The organism is Aeribacillus sp. FSL K6-8394, assembly GCF_038008865.1.
Classification (GTDB): Bacteria; Bacillota; Bacilli; order Bacillales; family Aeribacillaceae; genus Aeribacillus; species Aeribacillus composti.
Genome location: NZ_JBBPAA010000001.1, coordinates 2,101,440 through 2,119,337 on the forward strand (window position 1 = coordinate 2,101,440; position 17,898 = coordinate 2,119,337).

Genomic DNA, 17,898 nt, shown 5'->3' on the forward strand with positions numbered 1-17,898 from the left:
TCCTTGGTTAGAATAGATGTGCCAACAAACCATTCACACAAGGAGGTTCATGTCTCATGAATAGATTAGCACATCATCAAGGAATCCACAAGTTTTTCACGATGTTATGACAAGACGAAGCCGTTCTAAATCACCTAATTCTTCAATTTCTTCCCATGCAAAGAGACTAAGTTGTGGTATAATAGCCATAAATGGATCCTCCTTTGGTTCATTAAGTTGATTTGGTTGTTAACTTAATTTTACACCAAGGGGTCCATTTTTTGTTTTTTTATGGGAGTAAAATTGAATTTTTCGTAACCCAAAAACCTTTAAGCCCGCATTTTTCCGTTATTCCTGTGGGGAAAATATTTTTCAGCGTATTCTCTATCCATTGGGAAACAAGAAATAGCGGACATCGCTATTACCTCGATGTTGGGGTTGGCACTTTATTTTTCAAAACCTGTCATGAAGCATCTCGTTCATATCGTGGATGCGATGATCACGAAAGGCTTTTCTGGAACGTTGACCGATCTTCATCATTGGAGCTTTCACCCCAATCATCGAACGACACTCAGCCATTTTTTCACGAAAAGCCCTTGGGATGAAGAGACGCTGCTTCGCAAACTCCAGCAATGGATGCTTCATCGTGTCGAACGGATCGCCAAACAGAAAAATCAACCCCTTTTTGTTTCGATCGATGATACGATTTGCCAAAAAATCAAGCCTTCGTCACGGGCAACGCACGCCATTCAAGGGTGTGATTGGCACTATTCTCACACAGAGAAAAAGTCGATCTGGGGACATTCTCTTGTTTGGCTCATGGTTCATACGATGACCCAGGCTTTTCCCTTTGCGTTCCGCCTCTACGACAAGGCGGCTGGGAAAAGCAAGGGGGAACTCGCGATCGAGATGCTTTCTTCTTTGGATGTACGCCGTCCCGTTTATGTGCTGATGGATTCGTGGTATCCATCGCAAGCGCTCGTGGAAGCCTGTCTGAAAAAAGGATTTCACGTCATCGCGATGCTCAAAACGAACCGGATTCTCTATCCGAAAGGCATCGCCATCCAAGCCAAACAGTTTGCCCGCTATATCGAACCGAACGACACCCATCTCGTCACGGTGGGAGAAGAGCGTTATCGCGTGTATCGCTACGAGGGATCGCTGAAAGGTCTCGATGATGCCGTTGTGTTGTTGGCTTGGAAAGCCGATCAGCCGATGACACCCGAACATCTTCACTGCGTCTTGAGCACCGACCGGGAGCTAAGCGATGAAGAGATCTTGCGCTACTATGCCCAACGTTGGTCGATCGAATGCTTTTTTCGACAAGCGAAAGACCAGCTGAAGCTCGATGGGTACCGCGTTCGCGGGCGTCGGGCGGTGAAACGGTATTGGATCTTGGTGCAACTCGCTTATGTGTACAGTATGGTCGAGTCCAACCGGGATTTCCCTACTGGGCTTGATCTTCTCCGAACGAAGAAAGGGCATAGTCTTGTCGAGTTCATTTACCATGCAGCGAAGCAAGATATTCCCATTGATGTTGTCAAAAAACAGCTCCATGTGGCATAAGGGGTACCCTGTTTGTCTCTTTTGGTATGGTAATTATTGTTATGAAAATTGCTCATCTACAGTTAATAAGGTATAAACGGGTTAAACCGTTGATATCTCAACATTTAAAGAGGGAGTTATTATAATGAAAATATCTTTTTTTGTTGAATTATATGATGAAATGATTGGACAACCTTTTAATATAGATGACTATTTAGCCTGTCGTTTATCTATTTTTGTGCAGCAAAATGGGGAAAAAAAAGAACTTTGTAATTCCACTTTCCATGACGCCTTGCTTTTAGGTATGGGGAAAATTCTTTGGATTTGAAACCTATGAAAATGCAATGGAATATACTTTAAACAAAACTGGTAAATTGCTTATTATTAAAGCCTACAGTGAATACGACAATACAACAGAAATCGCCTTTCAAGGTGAGTTTGAAGATTTTCTTACAGCTTTCTTTAAAGAATATGAACGCTACTTTAAAGGACTTCTTCAGAAGGATCCAAATGCCATTCAACACGATTCTGTTGAAATGATGGAGCAACAATTAAAAGCCTATAAAGAACTAAAAAACAAATATTAACTTACAATATTTAAAGGGAGTATGATTTAAAAAAGTTTTTGGGAGTATGAAATATTTTGTGTAAATAAATATAATGATAAAAAAGGAAGACCTTTTCTTGATAGAATTGAGTTATCGCAAAAAATTCACAGAAAAAGAGATCTCCCTATGAATCAGTTTACAACAGAGCTTGTCGATGCACTAGTCAAAAAAACAAGATATCACCGAGGTTTTCCGTACGCATTTAGAAACGGCAGTGAATACGTTACTTGCGACAGAACTAACATTCTTTTTAGACTTCGAAAAGTACGATCGTATCGGCTTTAACTCAGGTAATTCGCGCAATGGTTCTTATTCTCGTAAGTTACACACCGATTTTGGTGACCTAAATATCCGACACGTGATCTAATGGCGAGTTTAAACAACAACCGTGGCTCCATATAAGTGCTCAAACGATACGCTTGGAGCAACCGTCATTCTTTTGTTTCAAAAAGACATCACAATGACTGAAATTTTATATTTGCCTCATTTTGGGAAATCCTTAATAACACCATTTTTTAATCGAATAAATAATAATTTTGTTTATCTTGCTCATGATGATGGATGGTTTTGTAAATTATATTGTAATGACATTCTATAGTAATAAAAGGTCCATGGACATGTTTCCCAAACAGGCAAATTAGGCAGACATCAAATCTATCAACTCGAGCCATGTGGAGTGTGTTTCACGGCTAGTGTTAAAAAATGATTGAGCGTGTTTAAACTTTTACACACTAAATCGGCGCAAACTTGTAGTAAATTTTAACATTTTGGTTGTTATCTACTTCTATCCGTTCAATAAAAGGGAGAAAGAAAGTGTCTGCTGAAAATCAAGTAATTGTATCAAACTCCCACCCTGCCATTATCTCTAGAGCAGATTTTGAAGCTGTACAAGCACAAATGAAAATTAGAAAGAGGACATAACTGCTCCTAAAAAGCATTTATTTACTAATATTGCTTTTTGTGCAGACTGTGGAACAGGCATGTGGTACAGACAAAATCGAAAGGGATATATATGTGGGGGATACGGTAGCCATGGAAGCAAAAAATGTAGTCACCATGCTATTAAAGAAAGTGACCTTAAATCAATTATCCTTTCTAACCTAAAAAAATACGCAAGGGAAATCAGTAAAGAAGGTTTAATAAAGAAACTAGAACAACAAACGGTGAGAGCCGAGAAAACGACGAACAAAAAGCTAGCTAACATTGAAAGGGAAATGAAACGGCTAGTTGAAAGAAAAAGTAAATTTCTCAACCTGTTAGCAAATGAAATCATTACTAAAGCTGATTATCAACGGGCTATTGAAGAAATCAATAGAGAATTGAAAAGACTGTCTGCTCAAAAGACTGAATTACAACACTCATTGGAAAGTAAAAATATCCATGAGGAAATTGCTAAGCTAAAAGCCGAGTTAGACAAATACCTTTTGTTCAATGATTTAACAGAGGGAATGCTACACCGATTTGTTAGAAGAATTGAAATAAAAGCAGATGGAACACCGAAAATCTTTTACAGATTTTCGGCTCTTTCTGCTTAATTTTCCCTCAAAACTATCTGCGACACACATTCAACATGACTTGATTGGTAATCGCAGACAATAATTGATGTAGTAGTGTTTACCTAATAACAAACTACAAATTAATGCAATCAAAAAATAAATCAAAATCAAAGTGAATCTCTAAAGTATACTCCCCTTCTACCTCTTCATTATCCATGTGGGGATTTGGATAACTCATTTGTTGATAGCAATACGTTTCTTTTAATAATCTCTTCTGAATTAAATCAAACTTACCATCTGATAAATAGTCATAATTATCCCTAATTAATGATAATTTAGATTTTATTTCTTTAACAGTGTGATCATGACTAATCAAATCATAATAATCTGGACCATTCACGTATTTGTAAAGTTTTTCTCCATATATAATTTTTTCTCCATATTCTAAATTCCCATACATATACTTAATAAAATAAATATCTCCTAAAATATAATTTATATCGTATATCATTAGCATTGCATAAATATAGTTAGAATTTTCTGTTAATTATTTTTTGTGAATTTGTGCCAAAAAGACAAAACCTAAAGAAAGGTGGCACTGCCCATTTGGTAAATATATACAGTTAAATCAGAGCGACAACGACAAAAGGGAGATTATGGACTGGCTCGCCCATCAAATTTTCGCAACCAAACATAAGCTGGTTTCCACAGAGCTCTCTTTAACCAACGAGTAATTCGAAGTAGGGATTTCTTACTTTTCATCTCCAATTGAATGAGAACATGTAAGCAATACGTGATAAGGGCTAAGAAAATTTGATTTTGAATAGCTGTTTCACTCATTCCATAAAAGTGCTTAATTTCTACGTGTTGCTTAAGCCATTTGAAAAAGAGTTCAATAGCCCAGCGAGATCGGTAAATATCACTTATCTCTTCTGCTTTTAAATCAAATCGGTTGGTAATTAAACGAAGTAAGTTCCCTTTTGTGTCCATAACTTCTAGTAGACGATAGACATTTTCAGTACGATTTTGTGTGGTACCAATGTAGACCATTTTATCGGATAGAACGTGACAATCATCAGGAAGTGAAAATGTATAGACTTCACGAATGACTGCGTTTTTCTTCAGTCTTGAAACGAAGAAATAGCCATCATCTGTCATCCGGTCAAAACGTTCATAGTCCACATAACCGCGGTCAAACACATACATGGCTTCTTTATCATCCACTAGGACTTCGAGTTGATTTCGGTCATGTTCTTTTGCTGTCGTAATCACTGCTTTTTCAGGATAGACGGTGTCTTTATCCATGAAAACGAGCCGTAAGTGTAGCTTTACACCAGCTTTTGTTTTACGGAATTTTGCCCATTTATAATTGGTCAAATTCAACGGGAGTGTACTCGAATCAATGATTTTCAGTGGCATATTCTTTCCGTTTTTATAATGGTACCGTTGAATTTTCCAAACAAGATCCAAGAACAAATTTGCAAGAATTAGTGGGTGGATCTGATTGTTTTTTCGGGATAGCTGAGAGGCACTTATCGATTCAAATCCGAGTGCTTTTTGAAGATCTTCGTCTACAAGTGCATCACTCATTTCCTCTAAGCTCTTAAATTCGAGCAGTTGGGCTACCAATAAAAGTTTAATATAGGCTTCTGTTGTCAGCTTTTTTGTGTAATAGTCCTGTTTCAATTCTTTGACTTGTTCGCTAAGTTTTTGAATATTTATGGGTGAAACCCATTTACCAAATGATGAAATTAGTGTATTCTTGTCCATAATAGTTATCCTTTACGATTGGATTTGGACAGGAACCACCTGTACTTCCATTGTAAAGGATTTTTTTGTTTCGAAATCAATAAAAAATTGAACATTCTTAGTATTTTGAATCATCAGATTTAATTACTGCAATGCTAGTGTTTATTTATATATCTATGATTTTATGGCCCAATTAATTATGATTTTTTCAAGGATAGCATCAGAGTTCAGTTTAGTTTTGATTCCTTGCAGATAAAACTTCTTTTCATCTTGCGGGAAATTCTTACAGGCAATTAGCAAGGCTCTTTGACTCCAATTATCTAATCTTGGATATTCTTCTTTTAATTCTCTTAACCAGTCTGACTTTTTAAAAATATTAGCGCAAAGTATGACCTCTCTCTTTATATTCTCAGAACCATTTCTATACATTTCAATTATTTTGTGGATATGATTAAAATGAACAGTGTTAGTAAATAAACTCAATATAGATATTTGGAAATATTCATTACCTCTAATTATTCCAGTATTTAGTAAATTAATTAGTTCTTCCCCCACATCATACATCTTTTCATTTTGATTATTTGCTACTGAAATAAAATATCTACAAATATCACTAATAGCTGGAATTAGTCTACTAAATTTTTTTGAGACATAACGAATAGCGTTAGGAGTACCTAACATGGATAATCTTCGAAAGAACCATCTTATCCTACTAAAGTCTGGTTCCTCTTGTTGAAGGTATTTATTTAGTACATTTTCAATATTTTCTTCTGAGAATATTTTCTTTCCTTCCTCCGGTATCATTTTGGATCGAATAGCTCCATAACCACCAGTAGTGTACTCCTTCAAGATACATATCATATCTTCTTCTATTTTATCTATAGGATTATCCTTTATTTTTTCTTCACAAACCTCAATAAAGTCTGATTTTGAATATATTTTAGTCTTTTGGTTTTGTAGTATCAATCTTTGTTGTCTATCTAATATTGTTGCAATTTCATACACTAATTTATGAGCTTCTTTTGAATCATTACAGAACATTACAATGTCATCAGAATATCTACAAAATTCGATCCCTCTAGTTATAAGGCTATTATCTACTGGTATTAATGACATTTCAGCTAAAAGATGCACAGAGTGTGGTCCAATTGGAATACCTCTAGATACACGCTGTGTAACTGATTCTAAGAGATTCATAATTGATTTTTTAACAGGATTAGGAAATCCACAATTTATTAATTGATTTTCTATTGTATGATGATAGATTTGGTTGTAAAAGTCTGCTATATCAACATATACCGCGAATTTATAATTCTGTGCTTTTTCTTTACAAGTACTCCAAAATTGGTTCCATGAATCATAATCACTATAAAAATATCCATCAGGACTTGGGTTAAAACGGTAATTGAATACCTTTTTTTCTTCTGTTGGGACCCTTTTACTTTCAATTTTATTCCCAAACTGATATATTATGGCTGCCAATAAAATACTGTCCAAAGGATCTAGCTGAGTTGCTACCCTATAAGATAAGTCTGATTTTGGAATTATAAACCTTCTACAAGGTTTCCATGTATAATTGCTTATATCAATATTTTCCAGCTTACTCGAAACATGCTCCTTATCATTATAAATTATGTTAATTTCTGCTGGTTTAGGAAATAAGTCTGTATCACTATCTTTGTAAACATGTTCAATTCCCCATAATATTGATTCCTTATCTAACTTCATTTTATCCCCTCCACATCATTCTAATAATTATCTAGCTACATAACAAATTCATTCGAATTCCATATGTTTCAAGTAGATAAGATTGAGTAGAAACTAAAATTCTATCCATGTCACTAGTAATCTTTGTATGATCGACACCGGGTTGAACAATGTTTATTTCTAGCTTTGAACCATATACTCTAAGTTTATTTTCAATTTCCTTTAATTTTTCTAGATCTCCTAATTCAAAACGTGAAACGGAACCCTTTTCCATTCTTTGAATTTCTCTTTTTCGCATTCTTTTCACTATATCTCTTGTATCCTGCTTCCAAATTACAGACTTTTCAGCTTGACCACAAACTTCATATAAATCGCTAACTCTTGATCCGGGTAAATCCCCATGAGAATATTTACAATGATAAAATTCAAATATAATATCGTTCTCACTTTCCTTAATAGCAATTATATCGGCAATCTCACCTGCATCATCATCATCAAAAACAATACTGTAATCACCAGTTTCTATTAATTTTTTTATGACATTATACTGTATGGAATCAGGGAATTTTTCAATTGTTTGAGATTCTCTTTTAATATTTACCCCCAATATTTCCCAATCATAAGTAAAAATTTGATTTGGTGGAAAACTCTTGTCCTTATATCTATCTTTTAATGTTACATATAAATTTCCTTCAAGAGTAGACTGGTCTATAAATTTAATGATTGGCGGATATTCTTGAAAGAAGTCGGCAAGATAAGTCCTTTTCTGACTCCTAGCAATTGTTGTTTTACTTTTTGAAACTGATTTAATTCGAAAAGTATTATCCGATATTGATAATTCAAAGGTCTCTTTAAAATTCTCATTTCCTACATAGAATTGTAGTACATCTTTTTTGGGTTGTATTTCTAACAACTTAATAGCAACTTCGTATATGGGTATTTTAATTTTATCCCGTTCTAAAAATAAGTTATCATCGGTAAAGAAATCTAGCTCTAATGGCCAATCAATTCTATAGGGAATCTCACTTGGAATTTCTTTAATGACTCTTGGAACTAATACACCTTCTAATATTTTTTGAGAATCAATAGTTGAATCTAAAACTTTGTCTATTATTTCATTACACCAATTCATCCAATAATCAATACTTTCAACCCATTTTGCCCATATAGTACCTTTATGTGAGCAGCCTATACTAACCTTTCCATTACCATTGTATCCAACTCCAAAAAGATTAGATTTATAACTATTATTTTTTGTGGCCTCAGACAAACCTTGTGCTATATCTATACCAGCGAACATCTTGTATCTTATTGGACCATTAATAGCAGAGTTTAAACCAACCGTTGCTAGCATAAGATGATTAATACCATATAGACATCTAAATATACTTTCTCCAGTTATTCTGTTACTCTCCCCGAAGATAGCTTCGACAAGCTTATTCGCTAAAGATTTATCTGTAGCATTAACAAAAGCAACATTTTTGTTTTGATTCCAGTAAATGACATATAACTCCCAACTAAGATTTGAAATATTATGTTGAGTAGTCCATCCAACATTACTTTCTTTCGGTTCTATAACGACCAAAACTTTCTCTTCATCGTTTATATAGTACCTGCATATGTTTTCATCAAGAACTGTAGTCCATTTTTCCCATGCCCAAGATTTTGATTTTACTTTATATGCGTACATACTCACCTTTGGAATAATTTGTTTTATACCAATTTTATCGATACCGTTCCCTTTAAACCTTTCCTCTAAATCTTGTAGAGCTACTTCACGATTGATAAGCCCTTCTGATTTGATTGATAATAGTTGATTCCAATCTGAATCCTTATTATATAAATCTCTTATAGCTTCTTGCACCTCTTCATTTGCAATATTTGCTACAATTTTTGCATCGCCTAAACCTTTTTTTGTTCTAGCAAATCTCCCAATAAATTGAAGAGTTATAGGAAGGGATTTGTATTTATCATGAATTGCAGCTATTTTTAAATTTGGTATATCAATACCTTCTCCAAACATATTCACACAAACTACAATTCTAGATTTCAAATCGTCCAAAGCTTGAAACCCTTTTCTTTTTTCGCGATTACTAATATCACTAATTAACAAAACTGGATTAAACCTTTTATATTTTTTATTGTATATAGAATAGTATAATTCCTCTGCACGTTTTTTTGTACTAGCTCTAACTAATAATATATGTTCATAGCCAGCCTTAATATCCTCTTCCAAAATCTTTACCGCTTCCCGCGCTATCATTTCATCACTTTTCTTATCATTAAATTCTTCTAATGGATAAAACATAATTGGTTGGAAATATCCTTGCTCTTGTGCTTTTAATAAGGGAAAATTATATATGATTTTTCCATCTATCTTTTTTTCATCGTTTCTGAAAGGAGTTGCTGTAAATTGGAGAATTCTATTATTAACAAAATAACTTTTGAATTTACTCCATGTTTTTGCGCCAATATGGTGTGCTTCATCAACAATTAAAGTATCACATGCTTCTGCAAGGTATTTTTTATAATCATCTGGGAATAAATTTGCTAATTGCATAGTTGTAATTACTATATTAGCTGGTTCAACAAATTCCTTAAATTCCTTAAAACTATCAAATTTACTTGCTAAAAGCGCAACGTTTGGAGGCAAAACAAATTTGTCATCAAGAACACCAATTTTGTAAAGAACCCCAAACGTCTTTGCTTTTTCAAAAATTTGTTGTCTAAGTAGATTAGAAGGAACAACAATTAAAGTCTTTAAGCTCTTTTCGGCAACAATTGTAGCTAACATAGTTTCTGTTTTTCCAGTTCCAGTAGGCATTACAATAGTAGCAGCTTCTCTACTTACCGTCCAATGCGAACGAATTGCACAAATTGCTCCAAACTGAGGTGTTCTAAGCCCTAATTGATTATTATCATCTGCAAGAACTTCTTTGAAACTATTAGTCCAAGTAACACCAACATCTTTAGGATTTTTAACTTCTTCCATTTCATTTATATTACAGAAAAGGAGATTATTGCCCTTTTTAATTTGCTTCGTCCTCATTATGCCCCTCCTACTTTAATAATTCGTAATAAATACTATTACTTAATTATTATTATTTTATCAAACCGTTCCCAAATTGTTAGATATTTATTCTCTTTGAACTAGAACCATTTTACTAAATACTTATTATTAGTATAACAATAACAAACTTGTTAAAACTATTAAATGTTAGGCAATTTGTAGTTCTGACATGGAAGAAATGCCTCACTACTACATTTCTTCTTTTTTAATTTGACTTGAAATCATGAAATATCAATACATTTTGTTTTTTATTAACTAGTTACCAAAATAAACAAAGGTGCGTGTTTCTTTTTCAAATATGAGAGTTACTAGTATTAACTGACTTGAATAGAAAATTTTTATGAATCCTTATATTAATGGACGATATTCTAAATAAGGATAAAGAAGAGAAATCCCTATTTAAGAAAGGTATGGGATCAATTACCAAAAAAGGGATTAATACAACATTTATTCTTCAGATTAGGAAAGGAGACTAACGGATTGAAAGAATCAGAAAGAAAACTTTTACAAAATAAAATACCTTTACCCGAACATCTACACTGGAAATTAGCAACAATCGTAGAAGTTATAGAAAGTTGGAGAGTCATTCATAATCTGCTAAGTCGCGGACATCAACCAGATACGATAAAAGCATTATATCCCACAATAGATGATGATTATTTTAAATTAATTACCGATTATTTTAAACAATACGGAGTTATTGATGTCGAAACAGTATTTAATTCCATTTTGGCAGATTACCGTAAAAATGAACTTCGAATTATTTTGGAAAGAATGATTAGCATTAATGATTTTACTTTTGATGATATAAATTCTATTATTCCTGATAAATTTCAAAAAGATTTGCTTTCTCCTGATAAATGGTTATTGTAAAAAGTCAGAGTCAACTCTTTTAAGGATTTCATAGAGAATAGGGAATAGAAATAAGTAATTTTTTAATTCCCTCTTAAAATCCTTAATTCTGAAGCTATAATGTTTTCTGATTAACCGATTTGTTCAAAAGTAAATAAAAGTAACCATAATAAGCGAAAACCGCGGTTACATGATGTTATCCATCATTGATAGCATCATGTGCCGCGTTTTTTATTGGAGGGATATTCTATAAGTAAACAAGAAAGCCAAAAGCAATTTTTCAAAAAGATTTTAGATAGCTGTGAAAAGGTTGGAATCTCTAAAAGCATCATTGAACGATTTATCTTGTTCTATGGAAAGGTTCAAAATTACAATGTCAAACCTGCTCGATCTACTGAAAGAGTTAGGGGTTCCCATTAAGACAAAAGTGTTCATTGAATCACCGAAACAAACAAATTACGAATATCAATTGCAAATGGATTTAGATTTGGATAAACAACATAAATAGTTTAAAACCTTTCCCTCCCGTCAATCCTTTTAATAAAGGCTTTGACGGGAGGAGTATTTATGTCTCGAAAAGATATAGTAAAAGTTTCATTTAATGAAGATTTACAAGAGGAATCTTATTACTTTATGAAAAGGCTAGTTGAAAAAGTTTTAATCGATCAGCTTGAATTACAACCAAAAATGAAGGGTTTCCTTCTTGAAGAAAGTAATAAAATTGTAGAAAAGGAGTAGACTCTCATGGAATCACACCAATATTATGAACCCAATAAATACTATGAAGATTTTATTGCGGTTTATAGCAGGGTAAGTACAGCTCAGCAGGACATTCAAAAGCAGATTCTACTTGCTGAATCTTATATTCATAATAATCGGATTGATTTAGATAAAGTGATTTGGTTAAAAGATGATAATGTTTCAGCCAATAAATTAGCCATTGAGGATCGGCCAGATTTACAAAAGTTACGATTACTTATTCAACAGAAAAAAGTAAAAACAGTCATTGTATACAGTCGTGATCGTTTAGCGCGAAATTTTTATGAATACGTTGCAATAGTTAAAGAGTTTTATAAATACGGAATCAAGGTGATTTTTACATCAACGAAACAACCACCGTTCTCTCCTAAACTGTCGATCGAAGCACTATATGGGATTTTCGCACAAGTCGAGGGCCAGAATATTTCCGGTAGAAGAAAGGATACTATGAAACAATTTCCTTCTTCTATATTTGGATATAAACGGATTGGAAAAAGAAAGGATGTTAAGTATATCCCGAATCCAGAAGTGGTTAATGAATTAAAATCTTTTTACTATGAAGTGGCTGAAACCAATGAAGCAGATGATTTGTTCAATATTATAATGAAATACAAAAAGATATTAAAAAACAAAAGGTACGAGGATTTATTAAAATATCTAGAAAATCCTTTTTATTCGGCACATATGAAGACTTCGTACGGTTTTGAAGTTCTCCATCATGTAGAACCGATTATCTCACTAGAAGAACATCTAAAAATTCAAGAAGTGCTAAAAAAATTGAAAGATGAAGTATTTCAAGCCATAACCAATGCAAAGGACAGAGGATACATTACTCCACAATGTATATTTTGCAAAAAAGACATGACTTTTAAAACTTCAAAACTGGGAGAAAGCAGTTACTATATCTGTAAAAGAAAACATGAGGAAATCAGAATTACGGTGGAACAATTGAATGAGAACATTCAATCTAAACTTTCAATCATTATAAAACATATCCCAGTTGACACAATTAAAAGCTTTGTATTTTCCCATTTATCTAGAATCGAAAAGGATTACAATCATGAGATCATTAACTTAAATCGAAAGTTAAGCTCAATTCATTCTACTATAGTAGAAAAATATGCGGCAAAAAAGAACATCGATTCACTCATTATTGAGTCAATGAATATAAAAAGTAAAATCAATCATCTCCATATTGAATTAGCAAAAATTGCTGAAGCACGAAATTCGGTAAATGATCTTGTCAAAACCATTAAGCAGAACTTAGAATTGGAAATTCAAAACTACAATTTATACTATTTATGCCATCTATTCCTTGAAAAAGTAGAAATCGGCCCGGATACATTTATTTATCATGTTCCCTTTGGAGAATTTTTGAAAGTTGGTGAGCCATATGCACTTTATGCATAAATACACTTACTTAATAAATGGGATTTACTTATTGACAGAAACACCTAGACCGAATCTTCAACAGGTAAATTTACCTTTTAATATTTTTAAAGATTCTATTCCTTTAGCAACATCGTATATTCGCTGGTCTGATGATGGACAAACATTCGGCCATTCTTTGCATATCCAAGAATCCGAAATTGTTGCTAGAGCAAAAAGAGAAGGATTTCAAGTTGTCGCATCTTTTATTGAAGAAGCAAAATCCGCCTATCATATTCCTGCACAAAAAAGGGTTCAAATGCAAAATATGAAGCAATTCATTTTAAATAATAAAAATGTGAAAGCTGTCATTTTCTATGAAGAATCAAGAATTACAAGGCTAATTGAAGACTTTGTATTATATGTACTCGGACCAATTAAAGAAGCCCGACCAAATTTTAAAGTATACTCAACGAAGATAGAAGGTGAATGGAACGAAAACAATCCTTATGTTCAAGCAAGATTGTCATTTGCTCATGAAGAATCGGTAGAGAAGTCTCGGAGAGCATCTGATTACCATACGTCTGTAGTAAATTCATCGAAACCCGAACGTCCCGGATCTAGAAATCCCTATGGTTATTCTCTAACAACAAAGGACAATACGATTGAAACCAATGAAAATAAAACCATTGTCATTCTTATCTTTTATTTATACAGTTACGGTTATAGTGATCGAAAAATCGCAAATTTATTAAATGAAGCGGAAATTCCACCGCCAAGTATTGATGCAAAAGGCTGGAGTGATTCAACCGTACGATATATTTTAAACAATCGTTGGTATATCGGTGACCTAGCTTGGTTTACCCGTACCAGTTTTGATAATAGTAAAAAGAAACCAGAGGAAGACATTTTTCTATTCAAAAATCATCATGAACCTTTAGTTGGTGCTAACTTGTGGAATGTCACCCAATTTTTCAGGAATTATAAACAAAATAAAGATCACATGGATAGTCCGTTTATATTGCGTGATTTAATTTATTGCCATGAATGTAAAGAAAAACTGGTAACGAGAAATTCAACTCCAGCTAAGTCCAAGAAAAAATATATGTATTACTGTTGCCCTTCATGTAAAAAGAAAATATCATCTGAAAAAATTCATGAAAGTATATTTGCTGATTTTTCATTAAGATGGGGCAGGGAATTGAAATATTATGAAAAGCAAACAGAAAGAATCTTAAATCGATGGAAAAAAGGGCTTGAACAAAAAATCAATGACTTGAACGAAAACCTTGAAAAACTAAAATATCTTTTATCCACACTAGATAAAAATAATGAGTACTATCTGGTGTTAAAAGAAATCTTTGAAATGCAAATATTATCTACTACAAACGAAATACAAGAATACAACACAACAAGAGAACAGATTGATATATTGTCAAAAGATGAAATGCAATCCGAATTAATCGGTCGTTTTAAACAAGATATTCATAGTTATTCAAATGAAGAAAAACGCGCTATATTTCTTTTGGCAATCGAAAAGATAGGAATTAACTTTTCGAAAGATAACCATATAAGAATCGATTACCGGCTCACACCATATGTGGAGATTGAAGACTTAATGAAGCAGCTAGATATCGAAAGTGCGTAAAATGTTGTCCAATTAATTTGGGCAACAGTTTTTTCTTTAATTAAACTAAAAGTTTCAGCAAAAGATTATGTCATTTATATTCTCTTAATCTTTTCAATTAATTCTTTTCGTTCTTCCAAAGGAAGTGTTTTAATTGCGATTAACAGAGCGTCAATGGTTAACCATTTGCTTTCCTTTTTCAAAAATAACCGAATTCTTTCTTTTAAAGAATCTGATACTTCTGTTTCAATCATCCCTGCTTCAATAAATAGTTGCACAACTTCTTCTATTACTTCAGGAGTAATTTGCTTTTCTCTCTCTTGCAACTCTGCTTCGATTTCTGACCAATAATCTCTTAAAAATTGTTCCCACTGGTCATCCTCCAAGTAAAATAAATCTATATAATAATTCTGGTAAGTAATCTCCCCATCCTTTTCATAGAAATTTCTTTTACCAAAGTTATTATTTTGCTGGGAATATAAAGCTTGTAGATTTTGAACTAACTGATTAAATCGCAAATCCGGTTGCTGCTCCCATATTTTGAACAACAGAGTTAAAATCCTTGGAATCCTCTTCGGATCTCTCACTTTCATATCCCTCCAATACAAAAAAATATCTGCTTACTTTACCGAATAATTTATCTTATCACTGCTTACTTTACCGAGTAATTCACCGGTCAGCTTATTGAGTAAAATTCAAGAACTGGTTAAACCCTTTGATATCAAGGGATTCTTGATAATAACATTCGGTAAAGCAAGCATCGAAGGATACTTCGATGAGTACTTTACCGAAAAAATAATATTTTATCAGCTCACATTACCGAATAATTATTATTTTGTCTACACTAGTTCTTAAATCATATAAAAATTTACATGTTTTATTTTTTATTCTTCTAAGCTAATATACTTTTTAAATGATGATTTCAATTTGATACTCATTTCATCGTTTTTACTCAAAAGTTGAAGTACAGAATCAATATAAAAATCTTTTTTCCAACCAAAGAAAGTTGATAATTGAGTATATGGTAATAGTCCTTTATTATTTATAACTTTCAAAGCTTTTAAGTAGTCTCTATTTTCTATAATATTATTTAGTTCTTGTAAACATTCATTATAAATATTATCAACACTAATTGCTTTTTCAATTGAGGAAATATTTATCTTGTACTCCTCAATTGTGTTAACCTTGGCATTAATTATTTTATAAATTTCATTCTGACATTTTTGTTTAGTAAACAGCAATGCCTGAGACTCTATTTCCCTTTTTAAAAATTCAAATGTTCTTTCTTGTACTGATGTTAGAATTTCTTCATATTCTTCTTTTTTATAGTACATTATACAAACTGTTTGAATTACTTCTGGTAGCAAGAATAAATTTTCAATTTCTGCGACTTCGGGAGCATAAACACCATATCTTTTAAGAGCAACAATTTCTTCATTATTTCTTCTATCTCTATCAATAATCCCTTTTACATCCACATAATGAATATCTTTTAATTTTTGATAAGCTTTCGTATACTGTATAACACTATTACAATTATCGACAGGAATAATATTATATTCTGGAAATAACGTTGCGTATAACTTTTTATCAGTGCTTTTATCAGGTGTACCTTCAACAAGAAGTACTTTTTGTCTATTCCCTAGTATTTCAAGCATTAATTTATCTGATGCATTAATACTTTCAATTACTTCATAATCCCATTCAGACTCGCTTTTTATCCCTTTAACCCAAATTATTTGTGAATTTATTCTAGTACTAGCAAATTCTAAACTATGAGTAATATATAAGAATACGCAGTCTTGCCTCGCAACCTCAATAGCGTTCCATAGTCTAACTAATATAGATTTATGTAAATGGTTTTCAGGTTCATCAACAATTATCAGGCTTCCTTTTGGTACGGATAAAGCTTCTCCAATAAAGTAGAAGATTGCTCTTTCTCCATCACTCATTTCACTACCATTATAAAAGTTATCATCATCTTTAGTCTCAATATCTAGCACTTCTATTTTACCAGCACTAATTTTAAGTTTACGATGGGTAATTACATTTTCCCAAATTTCTTTAACTTTTTCTAACCTAGTTTCATTATCAAATTCCGTATCTCCACCCTTATGATTTTCTCTATATTCTATACTCTTTTGAAAATTTTCAGTCATTAAAAACTCCATTAAATGGTCAAAGTCATTTAATAGGTGAGTTTCTGGTTTCTGGCCCCATCTACTATTTTTCTTTCCAACAGTTTTTAACCAATCTTTATTATCATTTGTCACTCCATACAAAAATTTTTCTTGTGCTATTTCTAGTTCAGTTGGACTTACAATAGATGGCATATTTAATGATTTCTGTGCTGAAATTCTATGAATTTGAATATTAGGATTGTTTTCATCAATCCAGATGCTCATTCTTGTTTTACCTGAACCATTAGCACCAATTAATATAATTGATTGTTTGTCCTCAATATACTTTTCTTCACCATTAATATTCGGTAACTTTATTTTCAAAAATTACTCCTCCCCGTTAGATTAATTCCTTAAACATAGTCTAAAACAGTATTAATAGAAGTTCACATTAATGTTCTACTTATTTCCCTAATTCTTTACGGATGTCTTAAACTATGAAAAATTTCTTTTTTCTTATATAAAAATCGAGTAGGAGGGAGCGATTAACTCCCGTCCTCTCACACCACCGTACGTACGGTTCCGTATACGGCGGTTCAATTAAGATAATTGACGCAAGTCTTTATAACTTCCGTGAATAGCTGTTCTCTTTATGCCAGTGGTCACTCCACCCTCCAAGAGATCTCCCACGGGATTCACCGCTTCCTCCCTCAAGTGAGGTACTACGTTTTCTGTGTTCATCATGACTCACTGAATGCCAAGGGCTATTCTCTCTTAATTGTTCGGTCCTTCTTAGTTGTTCTAGACCAACTAATACTATGACCTCTGCTGACTTCTGACGGTTCAGCTACTTATCACTAAGTAGGTTATGAAGAGTACTTCACATATCCGCCAGACCTCCCCGGGTAAGTACATGCACTTTCACACCATCTATCCGCCTCATTTACTCGATATGACCTTCGACAGAAAGAGCTTTGTTTTGTTATGCAAACTCACTCAATCATACCTAGCCTTATAT

At 32.9% G+C, this 17,898-nt stretch carries 16 protein-coding genes and 1 pseudogene; 11 read left to right on the forward strand and 6 right to left on the reverse strand.

Going from position 1 to position 17,898, the window contains the following annotated elements:
• Positions 1–408: 408 nt before the first annotated feature.
• The 6 genes and pseudogenes from NSR00_RS10010 to NSR00_RS10030 all read left to right on the forward strand — a co-directional run bounded on the left by NSR00_RS10010 (position 409) and on the right by NSR00_RS10030 (position 3,667).
• Positions 409–1,545: an IS701 family transposase gene (locus NSR00_RS10010; protein ID WP_340788446.1), complete on the forward strand. Its 1,137-nt coding sequence runs from the start codon at positions 409–411 to the stop codon at positions 1,543–1,545.
• A 124-nt stretch (positions 1,546–1,669) separates the two neighbouring features.
• Positions 1,670–1,852, forward strand: a complete 183-nt coding sequence (locus tag NSR00_RS10015; RefSeq protein WP_340788449.1) for a hypothetical protein — start codon at positions 1,670–1,672, stop codon at positions 1,850–1,852.
• Positions 1,853–1,868: 16 nt separating this feature from the next.
• Positions 1,869–2,111 (forward strand): hypothetical protein, encoded by a 243-nt coding sequence (locus NSR00_RS10020; RefSeq protein WP_340788452.1) that lies wholly within the window; start codon positions 1,869–1,871, stop codon positions 2,109–2,111.
• A 147-nt stretch (positions 2,112–2,258) separates the two neighbouring features.
• A pseudogene (locus tag NSR00_RS10025) lies at positions 2,259–2,604 on the forward strand (transposase); the annotation flags it as partial.
• Between the two features lie 341 nt (positions 2,605–2,945).
• A complete protein-coding gene (locus NSR00_RS18075; RefSeq protein ID WP_157727858.1) occupies positions 2,946–3,053 on the forward strand; it encodes a recombinase family protein in 108 nt (35 codons plus the stop codon).
• Between the two features lie 29 nt (positions 3,054–3,082).
• Positions 3,083–3,667, forward strand: a complete 585-nt coding sequence (locus NSR00_RS10030) for a zinc ribbon domain-containing protein (protein WP_340789205.1) — start codon at positions 3,083–3,085, stop codon at positions 3,665–3,667.
• 94 nt (positions 3,668–3,761) lie between these two features.
• On the opposite strand, the gene NSR00_RS10035 is transcribed toward NSR00_RS10030, so the two are convergent.
• The 4 genes from NSR00_RS10035 to NSR00_RS10050 all read right to left on the reverse strand — a co-directional run bounded on the left by NSR00_RS10035 (position 3,762) and on the right by NSR00_RS10050 (position 10,133).
• On the reverse strand, positions 3,762–4,139 hold the full coding sequence (locus NSR00_RS10035; protein WP_340788454.1) for a hypothetical protein: 378 nt from the start codon (positions 4,137–4,139) through the stop codon (positions 3,762–3,764).
• 143 nt (positions 4,140–4,282) lie between these two features.
• Entirely contained in the window at positions 4,283–5,398 is a 1,116-nt protein-coding gene (locus tag NSR00_RS10040) for an IS4 family transposase (protein WP_340788456.1), read from the reverse strand.
• Positions 5,399–5,551: 153 nt separating this feature from the next.
• Positions 5,552–7,105: an RNA-directed DNA polymerase gene (locus tag NSR00_RS10045; protein WP_340788459.1), complete on the reverse strand. Its 1,554-nt coding sequence runs from the start codon at positions 7,103–7,105 to the stop codon at positions 5,552–5,554.
• A gap of 31 nt (positions 7,106–7,136) precedes the next feature.
• Positions 7,137–10,133, reverse strand: coding sequence for a DEAD/DEAH box helicase (locus tag NSR00_RS10050; RefSeq protein ID WP_340788462.1), 2,997 nt, complete (start codon positions 10,131–10,133; stop codon positions 7,137–7,139).
• Between the two features lie 501 nt (positions 10,134–10,634).
• Here NSR00_RS10050 and NSR00_RS10055 point away from each other — a divergent pair.
• From NSR00_RS10055 to NSR00_RS10075, 5 genes are all read left to right on the forward strand, one after another.
• Complete coding sequence (locus tag NSR00_RS10055; protein WP_340788464.1) at positions 10,635–11,027, forward strand: hypothetical protein; 393 nt, start codon at positions 10,635–10,637, stop codon at positions 11,025–11,027.
• Positions 11,028–11,379: 352 nt separating this feature from the next.
• A complete protein-coding gene (locus NSR00_RS10060) occupies positions 11,380–11,514 on the forward strand; it encodes a hypothetical protein (RefSeq protein ID WP_268235420.1) in 135 nt (44 codons plus the stop codon).
• Between the two features lie 59 nt (positions 11,515–11,573).
• Positions 11,574–11,744, forward strand: a complete 171-nt coding sequence (locus NSR00_RS10065) for a hypothetical protein (protein WP_172967550.1) — start codon at positions 11,574–11,576, stop codon at positions 11,742–11,744.
• Positions 11,745–11,750: 6 nt separating this feature from the next.
• On the forward strand, positions 11,751–13,175 hold the full coding sequence (locus tag NSR00_RS10070) for a recombinase family protein (protein WP_340788477.1): 1,425 nt from the start codon (positions 11,751–11,753) through the stop codon (positions 13,173–13,175).
• A complete protein-coding gene (locus NSR00_RS10075; protein WP_340789215.1) occupies positions 13,150–14,781 on the forward strand; it encodes a recombinase family protein in 1,632 nt (543 codons plus the stop codon). The genes NSR00_RS10070 and NSR00_RS10075 overlap by 26 nt, the downstream gene beginning before the upstream one ends.
• A 74-nt stretch (positions 14,782–14,855) precedes the next feature.
• Here NSR00_RS10075 and NSR00_RS10080 read toward each other — a convergent pair whose 3' ends face one another.
• Positions 14,856–15,347 carry a hypothetical protein gene (locus NSR00_RS10080; protein ID WP_251246392.1) on the reverse strand — a complete coding sequence of 164 codons (492 nt, stop codon included), beginning with the start codon at positions 15,345–15,347 and terminating at the stop codon, positions 14,856–14,858.
• A 297-nt stretch (positions 15,348–15,644) separates the two neighbouring features.
• On the reverse strand, positions 15,645–17,264 hold the full coding sequence (locus NSR00_RS10085; RefSeq protein WP_340788480.1) for a DUF4435 domain-containing protein: 1,620 nt from the start codon (positions 17,262–17,264) through the stop codon (positions 15,645–15,647).
• Between the last annotated feature and the right edge of the window lie 634 nt (positions 17,265–17,898).